Genomic DNA, 20,343 nt, shown 5'->3' with positions numbered 1-20,343 from the left:
TAATTAAGTTTGGGTTATAAAAAGATAAAATCAATTCAGGTTTATCACCTTTTCCGTCTCTCCGGAATAGGTGTTTATCTTTATCTTGACGGCGTCGGCATCAATATCTGCAGTCCTTATGCTCAGATATTTACGCACCGAATAATATTCCGGCACACCTCCCTGGTCGTGCAGGAAACGCAACACGGCGCAACTGCCGCCGTCGGGCATCGTGACGGTCTGTTCTCCCACAATGCCGATGGTCTGCATGGCATCACTGTCATCAGTTGTTCCGGCCTTCAGCAGCACACACATATTAAGGTATTTACCACCGGCCGAGAGCCATGCACTCTCAAATGTCACAGGGTCGGACGGCACTTCGCCGACCTGCTGCAACGGAATGATGTCAAGGACAGGTACCTGCACCACCGAAAGGGCTTTGGCGCAGGCACTGCCTGATTCACTATAAATCTTGTTGTAATACATCAGTGCGCGGTACACCGAATCGGGCTTGGTTATCCACGAGAGCGTGAAAGACGGATCGGCTGCAAGCCGTTCGCCTTCGTCCGTAACGACGTAATCCACGGCCTTCCCTGCATCTGCGTGCATCTCGACAAAGTCAGCACGCAGATACGAATACCTGCCGTCGCCACTGTCGTAGCCGTCGGCAGAACATCCGGCAAGCACAAGCAGTGCCAGCAGAAAACCGAAGAATGACCGCACACCCGTTCTATACATTCTCTTTGCTTACACTGAAATGGTTGCGTGCCGGATTGGCGTACATGGTAAGCATGCGCTCACGCAGGAACGCGTAGTCCGGTTTCTCAATATCAATCTTAGCCAGCTGTCCTTCAAGATATTTCTCGAAGACGGCCTTGTCCTTGTCCGTATAATGTGCCGAGAGCACAGTAGAACCTTCGAGCATGTCGAGAGCGATGTAGTTGTTTGGATAAAGCCGGTAGTTGGCGAATATGTCGTGGTCGATGTGTGTGGCCACGGCGTGATAGAAATCTCCCTTCGGCATATTTTCATCAAGGCTCATAAGCCAGTCGTCGATGCACGGAGCGCAATGATAGTGTACGTGTCCCTTGTAGCCCATGATACCGGTCTGCATGCTCACCACATCGTCCTGTGCCGACTTCTTCCATCCTTCCACATCGCGTTTGAGCTGGAACTCGCGCGCCTTGAGGAAATCGCAAGGATCGAACTCGTACGATATGGACAGCGGAACAATATGCAGTGACGCTATGCGGTCCCTCACAGAGCCCTCGCCACCCATGGCCATCATCTTGATGATAGCCTCCTGCGTGCGGTCGTCTGAATCTTTGGCACGTCCTTCGCGCTGCGCTATCCACACACCATCTTTCTTCTCATTGATCACCAGATGCATGTAGTCGGAGAGTCGTTTGCTTGCCATGAGCATCTGGCGCATCGGAAGCGAGCGCTCAACTATGAACGACTTGTTGATGCGTACAAGATCCTTGACCCACGGCAGCGACAGAAGATTGTCGCCGATGGCAATCTCACAAGTATTACTGAAGTGCGAATCGACCAGCATAATGTTGAGCAACGCCGAATCGAGCACTATGTCGCGATGATTGCTCACGAAGGTATAAGCCCGTGTGTTGTCAATGGCTGTGCAGTCCATGTCGCATCCCTTGCTGGCCTTTGCCAGCAGATCGTGAAGGAAAGGATAGCAGAATCCTATCTGGAACTCAAAATTTGTTCTGCACGAACGCATCTTTTCAGCCAACACCTCGAACGGTATGTCCGGGAATATGGCACCTGCCACCATTCTGAACTGCTCGTTGGCGATAAGCCGGTCAAAGACTTCAGGCAACTCTTCCGGTTCGAACGGCCTTATCGCATCAAACTGTCTTAATAACTCGATGTTCATAATAACTTAATTATCAGGTCCGGTATAAGAAAAGGAACAGTCCTGACGCCGTATCAGAACTGGTTCTCCACAATGTCGGTCAGCACGTCCTTTATGTCGAGTCCGGCCGCGCGCACCTGCTGTGGTATGAAGCTTGTGGCTGTCATACCCGGTGTGGTGTTCACCTCAAGCATATTTATCTTGTCGTTGCCGTTCTCGTCCTTCGTTATGATATAGTCCACACGGATTATACCGTTGCAGCGCAGTATGTCGTAAATGCGCGATGTCTCCTCTGCCACACGTGCCGCAGTGTCGGGATTTATACGTGCCGGAGTGATCTCCTGAACCTCACCGTTATACTTGGCATTGTAGTCGAAGAACTCGTTGTTGGTCACAACCTCCGTTGCAGGGAACACCACCGATTTGTTCTTTGTCTTGTAACAGCCTATCGATATCTCCGTTCCGTCAAGGTAACTTTCTATCATCACCTCGTTGCTCTCCATGAAAGCAACACGCAGAGCAGGCGCAAGCTGGTCGGTGTTCTTCACCTTCGACACACCGAAACTGCTTCCGTCAGCCGCCGGTTTAACGAAGCAAGGCATACCGATAAGGCGTTCTATCTCCTCCTCGCTGTACTTATTCTCCTCGCCGCGGCGCAGCAACAGGCTCTGGGCCACGTTGACACCGTAGCCGCTCAGGTAGCGGTTGAGCACATACTTGTCGAATGTCATTGCCTCGACGAGCACTCCGCTCGTGCTGTAAGGCACTCCGATAAGTTCGAAATAGCCCTGCATCAGTCCGTTCTCACCCGGTGTGCCGTGTATGGTTATGTATGCATAGTCGAACACAACGGCCTTTCCATCCTTGACGAACGAGAAGTCGTTGCGGTCGATGGCGGCTGTTGTGCCGTCGTCGAAATTGACATGCCAGTTCTGTCCTTCCACGTCAACGATATACACATTGTAGCGTTCCTTGTCGAAGAACGAGTAGAGCCCGTTTGCCGAATTCATCGACACGTCGTGCTCAGACGAGTCGCCACCGCATACGATGGCTATGTTTCTCTTTATATTTTCCATTTTTTTATAACAGCGTTGTTACCGATTTTCGAATGTATTGTTGTTGGTTCCGGCTATATAGACGCGCCACTTGTCGATGAGAGCGGCAAGGTCGGCGGCCAGCGGAGAGTCGAAGTCCATCTGCTTACCGGTGACAGGATGGCGGAAACCGAGTGTCCGCGCATGCAGAGCCTGACGGCTGCAGAGCTTGAAACAGTTCATGATGAATGCCTTGTACGACGAGCTCCGGTTGCCGCGCAGTATCTCGCAGCCGCCGTAGCGTTCGTCTCCGAAGAGCGGATGACCTATGTAGCGCATGTGCGCCCTTATCTGATGGGTGCGCCCCGTCTCAAGAATGCATTCCACAAGCGTCACATACCCGAAGCGCTCCAGCACTCTGTAATGTGTCACAGCGGGCTTTCCGATACCCGAATCAGGCTCACATACGGTCATACGCAGGCGGTCCTTGGGGTCGCGTGTGATGTTTCCTTCTATTCGTCCTTCGTCCTCATTGAAGTTGCCCCACACCAAAGCCACGTAGCTGCGGTGGGTTGTCTTGTTGAAGAACTGTGCTCCGAGCGACGTCTTTGCAGTCGGAGTCTTGGCCACAACGAGCAGTCCGCTCGTGTCCTTGTCTATTCTGTGCACCAGTCCTACTTCCGGATCGTTGGGGTCGAAACTGTCGATATCCTTCATATGCCACGCAACAGCGTTCACCAATGTGCCGTGGAAATTGCCCACACCGGGGTGTACCACCAGTCCGGCAGGCTTGTTGACAACCATCAGCTCGCTGTCCTCATAGACGATGTCGAGCGGTATATCCTCGGCCTCAATGGTCGAATCGAAGCGCGGACGGTCGAGCATAAGCGTCACCACATCGCCCGGCCGCACCTTGTAATTGCTTTTCACGGGACGGTCGTTGACGTGCACGAATCCGGCGTCGGCCGCCTTCTGTATGCGGTTGCGGCTAGAGTGCTGCAGTTTGTCGCACATGTACTTGTCCACGCGCAGGGCCTCCTGCCCTTTATCCACCACAAAGCGGAAGTGCTCGTAAAGCTGTTGCGACTCCTCGTCAAGTTCCTCTATGTCCTCTATATTGTCTGCCATGAATGTCCTTTTTTTTGTTTTCACACATATTTATATATGCAGTGAGATCATTCCGTTGCCGGTTCTTCCGAAGGCATCGGGGCTGTCACCACTTGGAATTCGTCCACATCGCCTTCGTTCACTGGCTCGAAGTCGTCGATGTCGACATACTCTATGCTGTCGGACTCGTCGCGAATGCCGCTGCCGGCCTGCACCGTCACAACGTCATCAACCGATATCCTGTCGCCGGCAACCACCTGACGGCCGCGTACAGTCACGCCGTACACCCAGTCGCGTTCGCCCGGGATATACTCGGGTTTGCCCACCTTGAAGCCCATAGCCGAGAGTTTGGCCATGGCCTCGCGCAGCGAACTGTTGTCGATAATGTCGGGCAGGGTTATCATTGGCGAATGAGCGGCATTGACAATCACCGTCACCATGCGTCCGCTCTTAACACGTGCGCCCGGCTCAGGCGTCTGTTCGAGTATGCAGTCGGGCGAGAGCGTCTTCACGTAGCCCGTGTCGCTCACCGTCACGTCGAGTCCGAGACCACACAAAATGTGCTGCGCGTCCTTGAACGACTTCTGTCGCAGGTCGGGCACCTCGATGGCCTCACCGTGATGAGTGTACACGCCAAGCCAGTATTTCAGTCCGTAGCAAGCCAGCGCCACCACAAGAGCCATAGCTGCCAGATTGCCCCACAGATACCAGCTCTTGAACTTTTTGAAGAAATCCGTAGGTTTCATCTCACTTAATTTTGCACAAAGATAACACTAACTGCTCAATGCACAAAATAAAAGCACACATAAAGTGTAAAAAAACAACGGCCCGGCCACACTGTGTCAGAAGCACCGCACGCATGCCATGCAGACTATCAGCTGACATAAGGAAGGCACAGGAGAACTACACCCGCCGCACTGCGCCACAACCACACATCACACACCGGACACAGAATACAGAAAACCCATGCGTGGAAGTTACAAATTTTATTGACTTTTTCCTTGCAGAATATTTTTGCAAAACAGATGAAAGCCTATACTTCAAAAGCCTTTTCCGGACTATATACGGACATTCACGGACAACGCCCACCCCACAACTGATGTGCCGCAAAGACCGTCGAGCGCAGCAAAACGGCTCCGCCGGCATACATTAACACACCATACTAAGAAACAACAATGCACACTCCGACATGTAAAAAGGAATCTGCAAAACTCAGCGGAAACTGGTTTCGATAAAAAGAATCCGGCTTCAGTCCCATATCAGCGCTACCACCTTCTACCTAAGACAAAGCAACCAAGGCACTTTCAAATTTTCAGCATCCTGCGGTTTTCTCGTCCGAGTTTTCTGTTCTACCCCAAAAAACAAACGCGTATTTGCGGGCGAGTTCTCCTTCGGACGCAAATACGCGAGAAATAAAAGACTTATGTAAATAGTTGAACATCAAATACTTACAAATAACAGACACTTTCCCATCCTGCAATAAGCACCATTTTAGCATGCGATATTGCCCATATCAGGGGCTGAAACGCACCATGTCATGCCCTGATACAGATAATATCAGACCCTCAAACGGGCATTATCGGAACGCCAAATGAATTTTCCCGGACCATGCTTCAGGGTAGATGACAACGCCAAAAGTTACGAACCGGCCTTTGTTACATTCTATTTAACATTCCTCCACATCTCTTTTGCGATTTTATTTTGTCAAAAAAAAGTCAAGAAAAACTGTAAGTCCGCCGTCCGGGTTTTCTCTAAAAAAGCTGATACGAGGCACAGGAAAAGACACGGAATGTCTGTGTCTGACTTTCAATTATAATTTACCGGTCTGGGCAGTACAGATTTATCATTACACGAGCAGAATACCCACCGACCGTATCTTCACAGCCATGGGCATAAAAAACAGCAAGGAGCAGAGTCTTTTCCCTGCTCCTTGCTGCTCACAAGAATCCCGTGCCTGACGGAATTACGGCTTATTTGCCGTGGTGCTCGTCTGATACAGTCAGCTTTTTGCGACCATGAGCACGACGTGAAGCCAATACGCGGCGACCGTTCTTTGTCGACATTCTCTCACGGAAACCGTGCTTGTTCACTCTCCTTCTGTTGTGAGGCTGAAACGTTCTTTTCATTTTCTATCTAAAATTTTATTTGTTATTATTCACACTTTGGGCTGCAAAATTACTCATTTCTTTTTAATTAGCAAAGAATAATGTGTTTTTTAGCAGAAATATTTAGGTTTTTTTCCAAAATTACCGTAACTTTGCAGCGAATTTACGAAGAAGCAACGAACAATTCAATTTTAGACAAACACATATGATCAATTCACAGGACATTAAGAACGGAACATGCATCCGCATGGATGGCAAGCTGTTCTTCGTCATCGAATTTCTGCACGTGAAACCCGGAAAGGGCAATACTTTCATGCGCGTGAAACTGAAGAACGTTGTTGACGGACGCGTATTGGAGCGCCGCTTCGACATCAGTGAAAAACTTGAAGACGTGCGCGTGGAGCGCCGCCCATATCAGTATCTTTACAAAGAGGGCGATGATTACATCTTCATGAATCAGGAGACATACGACCAGATACCTATCGCTCACGACCTCATCACAGGCGTTGACTACATGAAGGAAGGCGACGTAATCGAAGTTGTTTCCGACGCATCAAACGAGACAGTGCTCTTCGGCGAAATGCCGGTCAAGACAAACCTGCGCATCACACACTCTGAGCCGGGTATAAAGGGCGACACTGCAACAAACGCAACCAAACCGGCTACTCTCGAAACCGGCGTTGAGGTGCGCGTTCCGCTGTTCATCAACGAGGGCGATCTCATCCAGGTTGACACCCGCGACGGCAGCTACCTGCAGCGCGTGAAGGAATAAAAAACGACACAACAAACAAATACGGGAAAAGGTAAAAACCGGACACGCAACGCTGCATGCCGCTTTTTACCTTTTCCCGTTTTGATTATACACACGCCGTAAAGGGCGTACAGTCATAACAACCGAAAACATTGGAGACTATGAAATACAGCTTCATTATTCCCGTTTACAACCGTCCTGACGAAGTGGACGAACTCTTGCAGAGCATGACACGCCAGACACTCACCGACTTTGAGGTGATTGTGGTGGAGGACGGCTCGGTGCGCGACTGCAAGAATGTGTGCGACAGCTATGCCGGCAGACTCGACCTGCACTACCACATGAAGGAAAACTCCGGTCCGGGACAAAGCCGCAACTACGGGGCAGAGCGCGCACGGGGCGAGTATCTCATAATTCTCGACAGCGATGTGGTGTTACCCGACGGCTATCTGCAGAGCGTTGACGACGAGCTAAAGGCACGCCCGGCCGACGCATTCGGCGGTCCCGACTGCGCACATCCTTCGTTCACACCCACACAGAAGGCCATCTCCTACTCCATGACGTCGTTCTTCACCACCGGAGGCATACGCGGCGGCAAGAAGAAGATGGACAAGTTCTATCCCCGCTCGTTCAACATGGGCATACGACGCGATGTTTACATGGCATTGGGAGGGTTCTCACGCATGCGCTTTGGCGAGGACATCGACTTCAGCATACGCATATTCAAGGCGGGCCACGCGTGCCGGCTGTTCCCCGGAGCATGGGTTTGGCACAAGCGCCGCACCGACTTCCGCAAGTTCTTCCGGCAGGTATACAACAGCGGAATAGCCCGTATAAACCTATACAAGAAATACCCCGAATCGCTGAAAATAGTGCATCTCATGCCCGCAGCGTTCACTGCCGGCACGGCATTGCTCATAGTTCTCGCAGCCGTCATGTGCCAACCGCTGTGGTTGGCGCCCATAGTGCTTTACGCGCTCATGATACTTGCCGACTCGTCCATACACAACCGCAGCCTGCGCATAGGCCTGCTGAGCGTGGCGGCGGCATTCGTACAGCTGACGGGCTACGGCCTCGGATTCTTCAATGCGTGGTGGAAACGCTGCGTACGCGGAGGCAATGAGTTCAGCGCATTCGACAAGACATTCTATAAATGACCGACAAACTGAACATCAACCAGTGGGCCGAGGACGACCGTCCGCGCGAGAAGTTCATGCGCAACGGTGCAAAAAGCCTGTCAAACGCCGAGCTGCTGGCCATCCTCATAGGCTCAGGCTCGACCGACGAGAGCGCCGTAGAACTGATGAAGCGCATACTCGGCGACTGCAACAACAACCTGAACACCTTAGGCAAGAAAACCATCCACGAACTGACACAATACAAAGGCATGGGTCCGGCAAAGGCCGTCACCGTGCTGGCAGCATGCGAACTGGGCAAGCGACGGCAGGCTGAAGGCGTCGAACCGCGCCCGCGTCTCGACTCGGCAGACGCCATCTACTCGCACATGCACACCAAAATGCAGGACCTCGACGTGGAAGAAGCGTGGGTGCTGCTTATGAACCAGAACTTCAGACTGATAAAGGAGGAATGCATATCGCACGGAGGCATCAGCGAGACTGCCGTTGACATACGCATCATAATACGCGAGGCAATACTGCACAACGCCACCGTCATTGCCCTGTGCCATAACCATCCGAGCAACAACACAACGCCCAGTGCCGACGACGACCGGCTGACGCAGAGACTGAAGAAGGCTTGCGAGACAATGAGAATACACATGGCCGACCACATCATCGTCACCGACGGACGGTATTACAGCTATTGCGAAGAGGGGCGACTGTGATAGCAAAAAGCTGATTTTTATTGTGTGACTATCATTTTTTTCCTATCTTTGCATAAGATAATCCGCACTCGGGAAATCGGAAGCGGGCTTTCTTTCCGCCCGTTTGCATAATCTTTGCATAAGATATAGCCGCACTCGGAAAACTGAAAGCACAACATACGGAGGCCCGTCTGCAATATCTTTGCCTTAAATAAAAACATCACACATGACACAGGAAGAAAAAACAAAAATAGAAGAACGCGTCGTTGACATTCTGAAAACTGTCTACGACCCGGAGATTCCGGTAAACATATACGATCTCGGACTCATCTACAGCATCGACGTGAAACCGACTTACGATGTGGTGATAGACATGACGTTCACCGCACCAACATGTCCGGCAGCCGACTTCATCATCGAAGATGTGAGGCAGAAGGTGGAAACGCTGGACCAGGTGAAGTCGGCCACAGTCAATCTGGTATTCGAACCCGAGTGGGACAAGAGCATGATGACCGAGGAAGCGAGAATAGAGCTGGGCTTCGAGTGAACCTACTGAGAGCAGGCCACGCACATGCTGCGGTCTGACAGTCTCAATACCGGCCACCGGCACGCCCATGCCAACAACACATAAGAAACACCCTTACGCCACCTTTCAATATGAACAAGAAAAACGTTTACTTCCTTTCCGACGCACACCTCGGCTCGCTGGCGATAGAGCACGGACGCACACAGGAGCGGCGGCTCGTAAGATTTCTCGACAGCATAAAGCATAAGGCTGCCGCAATTTACCTGCTCGGCGACATGTTCGACTTCTGGAACGAATACAAATATGTTGTCCCGAAGGGCTACACCCGCTTTCTCGGCAAGCTGTCGGAGCTCACGGACATGGGCGTGGAGGTGCATTTCTTCACCGGCAACCACGACATATGGACATACGGCTATCTGGAAAAGGAATGCGGACTTACGGTGCACACGCAGCCTGTGACGACGGAGATATACGACAAAGTGTTCTATCTGGCGCACGGCGACGGGCTCGGCGATCCTGACAAGAAGTTCAAACTGCTGCGCAGGATATTCCACAACCGCACGTGCCAGTGGCTGTTCAACACCATACACCCGCGCTGGAGCATGGCAATCGGCCTCAATTGGGCAAAGCACAGCCGTCTGAAACGTGCCGACGGAAAGGAACCTCCGTACATGGGCGAAGACAAGGAGTGTCTCGTACAGTTTGCCAAGGAATATATGAAAAGTCATCCGCAGATAGACTATTTCATCTTCGGCCACCGCCACATTGAACTTGACCTCATTCTCTCGCGCAAGTCGCGGCTTATGATAATAGGCGACTGGATAACGCAGTTCACCTACGCCGTGTTCGACGGTGAGCACATGTTCCTCGAGGAATACGTCGAGGGCGAAAGCAGACCATAACCAAACCAAATAACATCTATTATGATTTCATTAAAGACAATCGTACTTGCAGCGGCATGTTCACTGCTGACATGCAATGTCGCTCTGGCCCAGAACCACAACGACTTTGCCAACTACCAACGCTACGCCAGCGAAAACGCAAAACTCGGAAAGCCTGCCAAAGGCGAGAAAAGAGTGGTTTTCATGGGCAATTCAATCACTGAAGGATGGGTGAACACACACCCGGAGTTCTTCAAGAAACACGGTTACATAGGACGCGGAATAAGCGGACAGACATCGTATCAGTTCCTGATGCGTTTCCGTGAAGACGTGATCAACCTGGAGCCGAAGGTTCTCGTGCTGAACTACGGCACCAACGACATAGCCGAAAACACAGGTCCTTACAACGAGGACATAACCTACGGCAACATACTTACAATGGTGGAGCTCGCACGTGCACACAAGATTAAGGTGATACTAACATCCACTCTGCCGGCAAGAAACTTCGGATGGCGTCCGTCTGTCACCGATGCCATGGAGAAGATACGCAGCCTCAACGCACGCGTAAAGGCTTATGCCGAGGAGAACGGCATACAGTATGTTGACTACTTCACAGCATTGCTGGCCCCGGACAAAGGCGGAATGGACACGAAATACACGCCGGAGACAGTGCACCCCAACGGTGCCGGATACGACGTTATGGAAGCATTGATTGTCCCGGCAATAGAGAAAGCGCTGTAACAACAGGCTACACGATATAAAGAAAGGCATGTCACCGTTATGGATGACATGCCTTTTATGCTTTTATGATAGCCATTCCGTATTTCCGTTCCACATCTATCGGTTGACAGAAAGCAGATACATACCGAACAACAATGCATGTTTATCCGTGAGGCGGAACGAGCCCGACAAAACATTACGGTTGCCTTTATCAGCCGGTTTTATAAGAAGCGCTCATTGACATTGGCTTTCACCTGTCGTGAAATGGGCTTTTCCGGGTTGCGAAACAGGCCGTTTCATGGTCTGATATGGACCGTTTCAGAGCACGAAACAGGCTCTATCATGGGTCAACAAAGGCTCTTTCAGAACGCGATAAAAACCTTTCCGCAACACGATTTGCAATTAAGTATGTTTCAGAAACCTATCAGGCCTATATCGGAACAGCCTTAAACCAACGATGACATTGCGCCGATATACCACTGACGAATGTAAAGACAAGACCAGTCGGGAGCATCAACAGGCACAAGATTGCGCTTATATCACTTCATAATGGCAGAAGCCGCTCCATATTGTTCTCCTACTTCATTACCGCGTTTCACTTTCTTGCCATATCCCAAAGTATATGTTACCGAGATATTGAGGCGCTGATGGAAGTTATTACCATTGACATACTGCGTTTCGGAATATAAAGGTGTCGATAGGATATTGGTGGAACACAGCCAGTCTTTGCGGAACAAGTTCATCGCACTCACACGGATATTCCAACCGGAACGGCTCCATCCGGCAAGCATCTGATAGAAATTACGGTCTTTGTATATCACTCCGCGGTTGCCCTGAACGGTGAGACTGCGTGTCTGATAAGATGCCTGGAAATAAAAGTTACCAAGATAATAGGTGGCAGAAGCATTGCAATAGAACGGGGAACGCTTGATGTCGAAAAGTCCGGATACGCGATATAATGAAACAGAGGGCGACGCTGCCAGCTGCAGATTGCCGTTAAGCAGCTTATAATTGAACGACATTCCTAACTGTGTACGGTTATAGTCGCAGTCTGTCTCAAAGGTTCTGAGCAGAGCCTTGCCGTCATTGTATGGATTATAAACAGGCACATACAGATTAAATTCGCCGAAATACTGCACGAAAGCAGAAGCAGAGAATGCGTTTACGGGCATCCAGTTATACGACAGATTGAATGTTATCTGCCGTGACAGTCCAAGGTTCGGATTTCCTGTATAATACATAAGCTCATTCTGCTGAAGCACATTAGGCGTCTTTTCGCTTGCTCCCGGATAGTTGGCTCCGAAATGGAAATAAGTACGGAAAGAATGTTTTTTTGACGGAGAAAAGCCGACTGATAAATTGATCAGCGGATAGAGTTCCTCCACCGACAGATCGTTAATCTTGTTCTTTTCCCACTGTAGAGCCACGTCTGCATTGATATTCCACATCTTATCAGAGAAATTATAACCCAAGGCAGCACCTGCGTATGTATCGGAAAAATCATTGTCGTATGGCGATGTGCCTGAATAGCTAACATCGTTGGATGTAGAACCGTACCATGCACGTAAGAAAACGTTCTGCCGGTCGGTAATCTTCTTGAACAGTGTGGCGCTTCCCCTTAACTGCAAGACGTCCTCCCTGGAACTGTTCAATATACCGGAAGCATCCTGTAAGGAGGTTTGGTAAATATAAGAATAGTTGGTATGACCATAGTTTATTCCCGGAGCGATACTTAAACGGAAACTTTTCGGCAAAATGAAATAGTAGTTCCCTGACCATATCAGATAACGGCTTGTGTATGGTTCACTTTTACTGTAAGAATAATTATTGCCGTCTTCTGTCGAGAAAGAAAGCGTACCTCTCGTGTAGGCCATCGGATTCTGCTCGAAATTAAAGCCTAAGGTATTGGACATCTGAATTTTGTCAGAATCGTAGATTGCCCTGAATGTCACGGGATATTGGTTCGACTTGAAACGCGATTCATCGAGAAACTCGTTCCGTATGGTCTGATATTGCTGTCCGTCATCACCAGATAGTGTGTAAGAACCGGTTGTTGATGTGCCGAGATGACTGATATCATGGTTCGATGCGCCGGCATATAAATCATACGTCATGTGCTTATAAACGAACTTGGAATAAACAGACGCCCTACTCGACAGCTTTCCGATAAGGAAGTTTTCATTCACTGTGGCCTTAGTATAGCCTCCGTATTCATATTTCTGAACAACGAAATTAACCACATGTTCGCTTCCATGAAAACGTGGATCTACGGGAAAATCAAGATACTCCACCTTGCGTACATCAGCCGTCAACAGGCCTTCCATCTCTTCTTCAGTGGCGGGAATGGAGTTTATGTATATCGTAACCTTTTGTCCGCTTGGCGTTGTTACCTCACCGTTCATGAGGTCTACGTTTATCTGAGGAATGGCAAGCTGGCGCAGAAGGTCGGTTGCATTCTGCGCGGAAGCCTTTTGTTTAGACGTAGGTATGTATGTCGATGCAGACGCGTTGGTACGTTGCATCTGCGCATTCACGACAACTTCATCAATCTTTCTTACAGGAATGCTGTCTTCACACTGACTTTTCACATTCACAGGAAATGCAAATGATGCGAATAAAACCGGAATCACAGCAGACAAAAAAGATTTACGATTTCCCATTCTTTTATATATAATTACCGAGTGTTTATCAAACATTAGAACGATGTTATAATCATATTGCAGGATATATAAAGTATCGCAACATTATGTTTAAGGCATAAAGTTATAACATATATCCGTATTTTACAAATTATCTGTGTGAAAATGCAATATTATAAGACCAAACATCCGTCATTAAAAAATGAACATTCCTATATTCAATAAACCAAAGAATGCATCACGTACATAACGGAACTTTATTAATAAACAAAAGAGACCGGCCATTGAAAAAGTAGATTTCAATGGCCGGTCTCCCGTTATATTCCGATTTATATCAAATAGTCTGTATTATGAAAAAGACACGTGTGATAATAAATCAAACCGTATCAATAAACAAAATCGCATCACATCGTTACTTCTGGAGCAACGCCATGGTGTCTTTGGCGATCATGAGCTCCTCGTCGGTAGGTATGACACATACCGTAACCTTTGAATCCGGAGCAGAGATGATGGCCTCTTCGCCACGTGTATTGTTGGCTTCCGAGTCGATCTTAATGCCGAGGAACTCGAGTCCCTTGCATGAGTTCTCGCGGATATCAGTCTGGTTCTCGCCCACACCGGCAGTCCATACGATGATGTCAACGCCACCCATAGCGGCTGCGTATGCACCGATGTATTTCTTGATACGGTAGGTGTACATTTCGAGTGCAAGGCGTGCACGCTTGTTGCCTTCGGAAGCTGCGGCCTCAACTTCGCGCATATCCGACGATACACCGCTTATACCGAGCACACCGCTTTCCTTGTTCAGGTATTCGGCCATCTCCTGAGGCTGCAGTCCGAGCTTCTCCATGATGTATGTAACAGCAGATGCATCGATGTCGCCACTGCGGCTTCCCATCATCACACCGGCAAGAGGAGTGAGGCCCATTGATGTATCCACGCACTTACCGAACTTAACAGCAGTAACGCTTGCGCCGTTGCCTATGTGACAGGTAATGATGCGCTGTGTGTTGATATCGCGGCCGAGATACTCGCAAACGCGCTGTGACACGTAGCGATGACTTGTTCCGTGGAATCCGTAACGGCGCACATGATATTTCTCATAAAGCTCATACGGAACTGCATAGAGGTAGGCGTAATCGGGCATTGTGCTGTGGAATGCGTTGTCGAACACGCATACCTGCGGCACAGTAGGCATCAGTTTGTCCACTGCGCGTATGCCTTTGAGGTGGCCGGCGTTGTGTACCGGTGCCAGATCGCAGAGGCTTTCGATGCCCTGTTCCACGCTTTCGTCCACGATGACACTCTTCTCAAAGAGGTCACCACCCTGCACGATGCGGTGGCCTACGGCGTCAATCTCGTCAAGACTCTTTATCGCTCCTATCTCAGGATCGGTGAGCAGACTGAACACAAAGTTCACACCTTCCTTGTGGTCGGGCATGTCGTGCATTATCTTTTTCTTCTCACCGTTTGGCAGAGTAACCTTCACGAATGCCTCATCGAGTCCGATGCGCTCTGCACCACCAGCAGCCATGACTGAGTGATCGTCCATGTTGTAGAGTTTGTATTTGATGGACGAGCTGCCGCAATTAAGTACTAATATCTTCATTTTAGCTTTTGTTATCGTTTGAAAAATAAGTTATGCCGCCTCGGTAAAAAGCATGTCGCATGACGACAGAAAGCATTTTACCGACGCGGCAGGTTGATGTTTATTTTGCAGCCTGTGCCTGGCATGCCGTGATGGCCACCATATAATATATATCGTCGATAGAACAGCCGCGGCTGAGATCGTTCACCGGACGTGCGATACCCTGCAGAACCGGACCTATAGCCACCGCATTGCCAAGACGCTGCACAAGTTTGTATGAGATGTTGCCCACTTCGAGGTTCGGCACGATGAGCACATTGGCATGACCTGCGATGGTGCTTCCCGGAGCCTTCTTCTCGCCTACGCTCGGCACGAGAGCGGCATCGGCCTGCAGTTCACCGTCAAGATGCAGTTCCGGATCAAGTTCGTGAGCAAGGCGTGTCGCCTCAACCACCTTGTCAACATTCTCATGCTTGGCGCTGCCTTTGGTAGAGAAGCTGAGCATTGCTACGCGCGGATCCTTTATTTCTGCAATTGCCTTGGCTGTCTGAGCAGTACATACAGCTATCTGTGCGAGCTGTTCGGCAGTAGGAACCGGTGTTACAGCCACGTCGCCCATGACGAAGATACCGTCCTCGCCGTAGCGATGCTCATGAGTGATGATAAGCATTGCTCCGCTGACACATGTCACACCTGGTGCACACTTGATGATCTGCAGAGCCGGACGCAGCGTTTCGCCAGTAGTGCTGAGCGCTCCGCTCACCTGTCCGTCGGCCTCTTCGAGCTTTATGATCATACAGCCCAGATAGAGAGGATTCTTCACCAGCTTGCGTGCTTCCTCTATTGTCATGCCCTTGCTCTTGCGGAGTTCGGCAAGTTTTTCGGCATACATCTCGCTCTTCGGATTGTTCTCAGGATCCACGATGGTGGCTTTCGAGATGTGAGAGAGGCCCCACTGCTGTGCAAGACCGTTTATTTCCTCAGGATTTCCTATGAGGATAATGTCAGCTATGTCGTCAGCCAGAACGCGGTCGGCGGCTTTAAGAGTACGCTCCTCTGTTGCTTCGGGGAGCACAATGCGCTGCTTGTTGCTCTTGGCATGCGCAACGATTTTCTGTAATAAATCCATGATTATTTATATAATATGTATTTTGTAATTTCCAATTTGCAAAATTAAGAAAAATAATCGGAACAGAGGGACGTTTTAACTCTGTTTTTTTCGCATTAACACGAAGTGGCGCTTATTGTCTGCCGGAAGCGCGGAAAAGCACCGACGGAGCTGTCGGACAATACTTAAAATCAACATATTACACAACAAAGCACAGTGTGTCATTACACGGAAGACACATCTCCGCAAGGCGACTGCAGACATATCACAACAGACATCCGGCAGTCAACAAGACCGATAATGGACATATCGGAATCTGCAAAATACCGGATATGCACAGCAAAGACCGTTGATAAACATCAGAATGCATCCGAGCCACATCACACCGACGTTTTACAGATAGTATCAAAACGTTATATTAATATATCATTTATTCTATACACAGAGAATAAATTCACACGTATATTTGCAGGATAATCAAACACTTTAATTAAAATCCATCTATTATGAAACTGAAATTACTACTATTTACTCTTTTATGTTTCGTATGTATCAGCGCCGGTGCATATAGTTTTGACATTCCGAACTACACGGTGGAGACCCGTTTCAAAGCCAATGACATCAGTGCAAGCATTATGTTTTCACATCAGACTTCCAGCAATTTCTACATGCTGCAATACAATATAGAGCAAGAAGGCAATCCACGCCTTCGTCCGCATCACTGGAATGGAGGTCCTTCGTGTGATGCAGAAATAGAGCTGAACCAGTTTTTCGACGATATAGATCTGACACAGTGGCATGTCACAAAGATTACAGTAACAAACGGAAATCATTACAAAGTATATCTGGACGACGTGCAGATATACGAAAGCGACGAAGTGGGCGGTGAGACACTTGCCTTTGGATCTATCGGAACACGTGCGGCATGGTCCGGTGATATAGGCGAGTCTGCTGACTTCGATTATTTCAAAATAACCAACGACGACACCCAGGAGATTATCTACGAAAACAACTTCAACGACCCGTCAAAAGCATTTCAGAACGGCACTGTCTCCGACGGCGTGTATCATGCTGTAGGCAGTAAGGACAATGAAAAACGCGGTCTTCCAGTCGATCCGATACTCAGCGCAGTAAAAGACATGCATTATGTAGTTGAAGCAGACATAACACTTCTTGAAAATTGTGCGTCAATCATATTCGGAAGAACTGACAACGACACCTACTACATGTGGCAATTGGGACAGAGCGGGGATGATGCGTTCATCAGATATCATCTTGCCAACGGCAATGAAAGCTGGAAAGCCGTGGGCGACGGAAAGGCTTTTCCGGACTTCAATGCGGCAGACCTGATAGGGACAAAGCACCGCATAAAGATAGAAGTTCTCGGAAATGTTGTCTATACATACATTGACGACAAGCTACAGGACGTTTTCCCGCAGAACGATATGACCGATCTCGCCCTGCTCAACAACGGAGAAATAGGTCTTCGCGTGGACGGAAAGGATTTCTCACAGCGTGCTTATATCGATAATATAAAGCTGACACAATACTATGAGGACGGCTGTCAGAACGTGCTGGTTGACGATGACTTTGAAAACGTTTATGGCATGGGCGAATACACAAAGTATTTCTATATTGACCCGGCCAATGCCGGATATGCAGAAGTTATCGACGACGGCACCGGCAATAATGTGCTTTATCTCAACGGAACAAGCGGAAGTGAGACTGCCTTTACACGCATTGTTGAGACATACAAATTTGATTACAGCGAGAACGGAGACAACTACACAGGGGCTATAGAAGACATACGCGCCGTCGTAGACCGCCATCTGAGCGCCGACTACTGGAACACAATATGTCTGCCGTTTGATATGGACAAAGCTCTGATTGAGCACGTTTTCGGAAAAGGTACGCTTGTAACAGAGTTGAGTAGTGTGGAAGATGAAACAATGATGTTCACAAATTCGGACATGATAAAAGCCGGTGTTCCATATCTGATAAAGCCGGCACGCAACATCCACAACGGTTTTGTTGTCCCCAACGTAAGCGCCACTGCCGAGACACCTCTCAAATCGGAATTCGGCGAATATGCCTTTGTCGGAGTTTATGATCCTGTAACTTTACAGACCGACGGCTCACAACGCACCATAAACAAAAACCTCGCGCTTGACATACCGACCGCAGACAACAGCCTGCTAAAAGGTCTGAGAGCTTATTTCCAGGTACCTGCCGACAAGGACGTAAAGTTAAACATCAATGGCGTAACCACCGACATCACATCTGTAAATGCCGGAGAGACTGATTCGGAAAATGTTTACAATCTGTCGGGAGTACGCATTAAAAACAAGGATCTTACCAAAGGCATATATATTATCAATGGTAAAAAGATCATCAAAAAATAAAATACATAATCTGATGTAATTTCAATCTCTATTTCGCCCCGTAAGTTTCATAAACAAAGACTTACGGGGTTTTTCTTTGGTTCGTACCGTTTATTCCCACATATAAGGACAAGGTAGAAATTCTATGATAATTGGCTGCAACAGAAAACCGCGAAGTCTATCACGTATAGGTACTGTTGCCTCCGCTGAAAAGGAAACAAAAGAGGGCAGTTACAGATTTTCAGTATCCTGCGATTTTTCAGTCCGAGTTTTCTGTTCTACCCCGAAAAATAAGCGAGAATTTGCGGGCGGACTCTCCTTCGGACGCAAATTCGCGAGAAATAAGAGTTTTATACAAATCATTGAACATCAAACACTTACACACAAGAGGCATTTTTCTGTCATGCAAAACACACTATTTCAGCACATGATATGGCCCATTTCATGGCCTGAAACGCGCAATATCACACCCTAAAACAGACGTAACCGGAGGCTGAAACGGGCATTATCAGAATGCAGGACGAATTATAAGGCACTCCGCAACAGGCTATGTAGAATGGCAACAAGGTGGAAACAGGCTTTCCTAACATCATATTTGACATTCCCTCACTTCTCTTTTGCGATTTTATTTTGTCAAAAAAAAGTCAAGAAAAACTGTAAGTCCGCCGTCCGGGTTTTCTTTAAAAACGCCGAAATGAGGCGTGATTAGACACGTGGGAAACATGCGTCTTTCTCACGGTGAGGATTTACTGGTTATGGTAACATGAATATGTTGTTACGCGGGCAGATGTGCAGCAGCTGTTCATAACGCCGCGCGTTGTCCGTTATGTTCTCTTCATTCCGCGATGCCTCACGTATAAAACCTGTCTCCACCGGATTTCCACATATCCCGGACAAGCGTTCTTTCATAAATGACGGTTGCGAAATTCCTGCGGAGTAAGCCCCGTGTGGCTACGGAAAACCTTTGTGAAATAAGGCGGAGAATCAAATCCAAGACTGAACGCCACCTCTTTACAGGATATCTCTTCATTGAGAAGCATGGTCTTGCTCCGCTCCAGTTTCATCTCTATGAAATACTGGTTGGGCGACAGTCCTGTTATCTGCTTGAAGTCCTTTCTGAACTTCGAATAGCCTATGCCGACATACCGTGCAACCTCTTCCATGGAAATATTCTCACAGATATTATCGTGCATGAATCTCTTTGCCCTGTTGATGTTTTTTATAACAGGGCTGCATTTGTAAGCCAATCCCCTGCATGCCGAATAGACGGTGCTGCTTATCATACCTACATATCCCGCAAGCATCTGCTGATAAGCCGGACTCTGCTGTTTCGCAACCTCGTATGCCCTGTTGAAATAATCCAGCAACTGATTGTTCATTCCGATGTTCAACACAGCATTGTCGGGCGTAAAGAAACCGTTGTCAATCCATTGCTGCGGTATTGTTCCCTTACATCCAATCCATGCTTCCGCCCATCCTGTTTCCTTATCCGGAGCATAACTGTGCCATTCGTTTGGGAAGATAAGGCACATATCTCCCGCCTTTACCCTTGTCTTCTTGCAGTGCGCAGAGGCAAACCAACCGCTGCCTTCATATATGTAAAGAAAAACAAACTCCTGCAATATTCTGTCTTTCTTTGTAGAAAACATGTAGGCATCCGGGTGTTCTCTTACAGGATAAACCGCGCCGGGGCCTATCTCCTGCACTCCGACAGTTGTAGTCACCAGTCCCCAGCGATAGTCACGGTCGTTAGCTATCAGATATTCAAAATATATCATACCCGTTTTTACAAGGAAACACACAAATGTAGGATTATTTATCCATAT

Annotated in this window: 17 protein-coding genes; 7 read left to right on the top strand and 10 right to left on the bottom strand. The window is 48.7% G+C overall.

Going from position 1 to position 20,343, the window contains the following annotated elements:
• Positions 1 to 30: 30 nt before the first annotated feature.
• From WKT13_RS11605 to rpmH, 6 genes are all read right to left on the bottom strand, one after another.
• A complete protein-coding gene (locus WKT13_RS11605; RefSeq protein WP_340323994.1) occupies positions 31 to 717 on the bottom strand; it encodes a NigD1/NigD2 family lipoprotein in 687 nt (228 codons plus the stop codon).
• Positions 710 to 1,876 (bottom strand): 1-acyl-sn-glycerol-3-phosphate acyltransferase, encoded by a 1,167-nt coding sequence (locus WKT13_RS11600; protein WP_340323993.1) that lies wholly within the window; start codon positions 1,874 to 1,876, stop codon positions 710 to 712. Before WKT13_RS11600 ends, WKT13_RS11605 begins: the two co-directional genes overlap by 8 nt.
• A gap of 53 nt (positions 1,877 to 1,929) precedes the next feature.
• Positions 1,930 to 2,931 (bottom strand): D-alanine--D-alanine ligase, encoded by a 1,002-nt coding sequence (locus WKT13_RS11595; RefSeq protein WP_298617603.1) that lies wholly within the window; start codon positions 2,929 to 2,931, stop codon positions 1,930 to 1,932.
• A gap of 18 nt (positions 2,932 to 2,949) precedes the next feature.
• On the bottom strand, positions 2,950 to 4,017 hold the full coding sequence (locus WKT13_RS11590) for an RluA family pseudouridine synthase (protein ID WP_340323992.1): 1,068 nt from the start codon (positions 4,015 to 4,017) through the stop codon (positions 2,950 to 2,952).
• Positions 4,018 to 4,064: 47 nt separating this feature from the next.
• A complete protein-coding gene (locus tag WKT13_RS11585; RefSeq protein WP_340323991.1) occupies positions 4,065 to 4,742 on the bottom strand; it encodes a PASTA domain-containing protein in 678 nt (225 codons plus the stop codon).
• A gap of 1,224 nt (positions 4,743 to 5,966) precedes the next feature.
• Positions 5,967 to 6,122, bottom strand: a complete 156-nt coding sequence (gene rpmH, locus WKT13_RS11580) for a 50S ribosomal protein L34 (RefSeq protein WP_021994181.1) — start codon at positions 6,120 to 6,122, stop codon at positions 5,967 to 5,969.
• Positions 6,123 to 6,306: 184 nt separating this feature from the next.
• On the opposite strand from rpmH, the gene efp reads away from it, so the two are divergent.
• From efp to WKT13_RS11550, 6 genes are all read left to right on the top strand, one after another.
• Positions 6,307 to 6,873 carry an elongation factor P gene (efp, locus tag WKT13_RS11575; protein ID WP_021994182.1) on the top strand — a complete coding sequence of 189 codons (567 nt, stop codon included), beginning with the start codon at positions 6,307 to 6,309 and terminating at the stop codon, positions 6,871 to 6,873.
• Between the two features lie 140 nt (positions 6,874 to 7,013).
• Entirely contained in the window at positions 7,014 to 8,009 is a 996-nt protein-coding gene (locus WKT13_RS11570; RefSeq protein ID WP_340323989.1) for a glycosyltransferase, read from the top strand.
• Entirely contained in the window at positions 8,006 to 8,695 is a 690-nt protein-coding gene (gene radC / locus WKT13_RS11565; RefSeq protein WP_298617591.1) for a RadC family protein, read from the top strand. The genes WKT13_RS11570 and radC overlap by 4 nt, the downstream gene beginning before the upstream one ends.
• 205 nt (positions 8,696 to 8,900) lie before the next feature.
• The gene (locus WKT13_RS11560) at positions 8,901 to 9,221 is read left to right on the top strand and encodes a metal-sulfur cluster assembly factor (RefSeq protein WP_295311072.1); all 321 of its coding nucleotides are present in this window, start codon (positions 8,901 to 8,903) and stop codon (positions 9,219 to 9,221) included.
• Positions 9,222 to 9,331: 110 nt separating this feature from the next.
• Positions 9,332 to 10,102 carry a UDP-2,3-diacylglucosamine diphosphatase gene (locus WKT13_RS11555; RefSeq protein ID WP_295311070.1) on the top strand — a complete coding sequence of 257 codons (771 nt, stop codon included), beginning with the start codon at positions 9,332 to 9,334 and terminating at the stop codon, positions 10,100 to 10,102.
• 21 nt (positions 10,103 to 10,123) lie between these two features.
• Positions 10,124 to 10,822, top strand: a complete 699-nt coding sequence (locus WKT13_RS11550) for an SGNH/GDSL hydrolase family protein (RefSeq protein WP_295311068.1) — start codon at positions 10,124 to 10,126, stop codon at positions 10,820 to 10,822.
• A gap of 518 nt (positions 10,823 to 11,340) precedes the next feature.
• On the opposite strand, the gene WKT13_RS11545 is transcribed toward WKT13_RS11550, so the two are convergent.
• The 3 genes from WKT13_RS11545 to pta all read right to left on the bottom strand — a co-directional run bounded on the left by WKT13_RS11545 (position 11,341) and on the right by pta (position 16,157).
• A complete protein-coding gene (locus tag WKT13_RS11545; protein WP_340323988.1) occupies positions 11,341 to 13,389 on the bottom strand; it encodes a hypothetical protein in 2,049 nt (682 codons plus the stop codon).
• 463 nt (positions 13,390 to 13,852) lie between these two features.
• Positions 13,853 to 15,049, bottom strand: a complete 1,197-nt coding sequence (locus WKT13_RS11540; RefSeq protein ID WP_340323987.1) for an acetate kinase — start codon at positions 15,047 to 15,049, stop codon at positions 13,853 to 13,855.
• Positions 15,050 to 15,149: 100 nt separating this feature from the next.
• Positions 15,150 to 16,157 carry a phosphate acetyltransferase gene (gene pta, locus WKT13_RS11535; protein WP_295311062.1) on the bottom strand — a complete coding sequence of 336 codons (1,008 nt, stop codon included), beginning with the start codon at positions 16,155 to 16,157 and terminating at the stop codon, positions 15,150 to 15,152.
• A 485-nt stretch (positions 16,158 to 16,642) separates the two neighbouring features.
• Between pta and WKT13_RS11530 the strand changes: the two genes are divergently transcribed.
• Positions 16,643 to 18,538 carry a hypothetical protein gene (locus WKT13_RS11530; protein ID WP_340323986.1) on the top strand — a complete coding sequence of 632 codons (1,896 nt, stop codon included), beginning with the start codon at positions 16,643 to 16,645 and terminating at the stop codon, positions 18,536 to 18,538.
• Between the two features lie 884 nt (positions 18,539 to 19,422).
• Here WKT13_RS11530 and WKT13_RS11525 read toward each other — a convergent pair.
• Positions 19,423 to 20,295, bottom strand: a complete 873-nt coding sequence (locus tag WKT13_RS11525) for an AraC family transcriptional regulator (protein ID WP_340323985.1) — start codon at positions 20,293 to 20,295, stop codon at positions 19,423 to 19,425.
• Positions 20,296 to 20,343: the final 48 nt, after the last annotated feature.

Source organism: Prevotella sp. HCN-7019 (assembly GCF_037890215.1).
Classification (GTDB): domain Bacteria; phylum Bacteroidota; class Bacteroidia; order Bacteroidales; family Bacteroidaceae; genus Prevotella.
The sequence above is the reverse complement of the archived record's forward strand: the minus strand, read 5'-3'. Positions and strand labels throughout refer to the sequence as shown.